2 protein-coding genes are annotated in these 1,310 nt (G+C 39.9%); both read right to left on the reverse strand.

The features are described from left to right. Positions 1-31 precede the first annotated feature (31 nt). Positions 32-871 (reverse strand): IS3 family transposase, encoded by an 840-nt coding sequence (locus tag H4J38_RS16865; protein ID WP_310733493.1) that lies wholly within the window; start codon positions 869-871, stop codon positions 32-34. Positions 872-885: 14 nt separating this feature from the next. Further along, positions 886-1,248, reverse strand: a complete 363-nt coding sequence (locus H4J38_RS16870) for a transposase (protein WP_182133651.1) — start codon at positions 1,246-1,248, stop codon at positions 886-888. Positions 1,249-1,310: the final 62 nt, after the last annotated feature.

Below are 1,310 nucleotides of genomic sequence, written 5' to 3' on the forward strand. Positions count from 1 at the left end.
AGTGATCTTACACCACTTTCGTAGACACATTTCAAAGTCCTAATTTCTCATATTTTTCAGGCGTTGTATAACCTAAACTTGAATGTAATCGTTCTTGATTGTAAAACGCGATGTATTTCTGACTAACAGCAGTCGCCTCTTCTTGATTGTTAAAACGTTTACCATGAATAGCTTCTGCTTTAAACGTATGGAAGTACGATTCCATCGCCGCATTATCAATCGGCGTTGCTTTTCGGCTCATACTCCTTATAAAACCTGACTTTTCCACAAGAGTTTTGAAATCATTCGCCGCATATTCAATTCCTTGGTCTGAATGAAATATACAATTATTATCTGGTGTTTCTGTTGCTAAGGCTGCCTTTAAAGCCGCTTGTGTCATTAAAGAATTTCGTTGTCGACTAAACGACCACCCAATCAATTTACGTGTAAATAAATCCATAACAACCGCATGAAAGAGCCAACCTTTTTGAGTGCTGATGTGGGTGAAGTCACCAACCCACTGTTGATTCTTTGCGCTTGGCTTAGCGACATAATGCAGATGATTGCTTGTTGTTGAGTAATGTTTTCCTCTATTGGGTAAGCGCAAATATAAGTTTTTAGTCGAGCTACACAGGTTAAGCTCTTTCATTAGTCTCGTGATGCGTCGACGACTACAGCTAAGGCCTTCTCGATTTATCTGTACATGCATTCTTGGTGCGCCGTAGGCTCGTTTAAAGCCTTGGTGCTGCTTAATCAGTTCAGCCTTAAGTTGGTTATCTTTGACTTTATGCGCGGATGCTGGCCGATTATGCCAGGCATAGTAACCACCGCGAGACACCCCCAACAGCGAGCATAATCTTGAGACATTACTTAAGGCATGGTTCTTTTTGATAAAGGTAAAATTAACTAGGGGTCTTCCTTTAAGAACCGCTCGAACTTTTTTAGAATTTCAATATCCTCTTCGCTGCGAGCTAGTTTTTTTTCCAACTTTTTAATGTGCGCATTGGCCTTAGCAAGTTTAAGCTTTTCGGGACTGACGGGCTTCTTCTCTTTGGATGGTTTTTCCATTTGATGATTTTTCATAAGCGGATGAGTAAACAATGACTCTTTACGGTATTCCATACACCAACGATAGAGCATGATGGGGTGAATACCCAAGGAACTAGCCACGTCTTTAGCTAAAATACCTTGCTGAGACGAGAGTAAAATAGCATGAAGTTTAAACGCTAATGAATATTGGTTGTAATGTCGCTTTCTTGTATGTCCCATGATTAACCTCTTTGGTAACAATTAAATAAATAACTGTCTACCAAAGTGGTACAAGATCACAG

This window comes from Colwellia sp. BRX10-3 (genome assembly GCF_014077505.1).
Lineage (GTDB): Bacteria > Pseudomonadota > Gammaproteobacteria > Enterobacterales > Alteromonadaceae > Cognaticolwellia.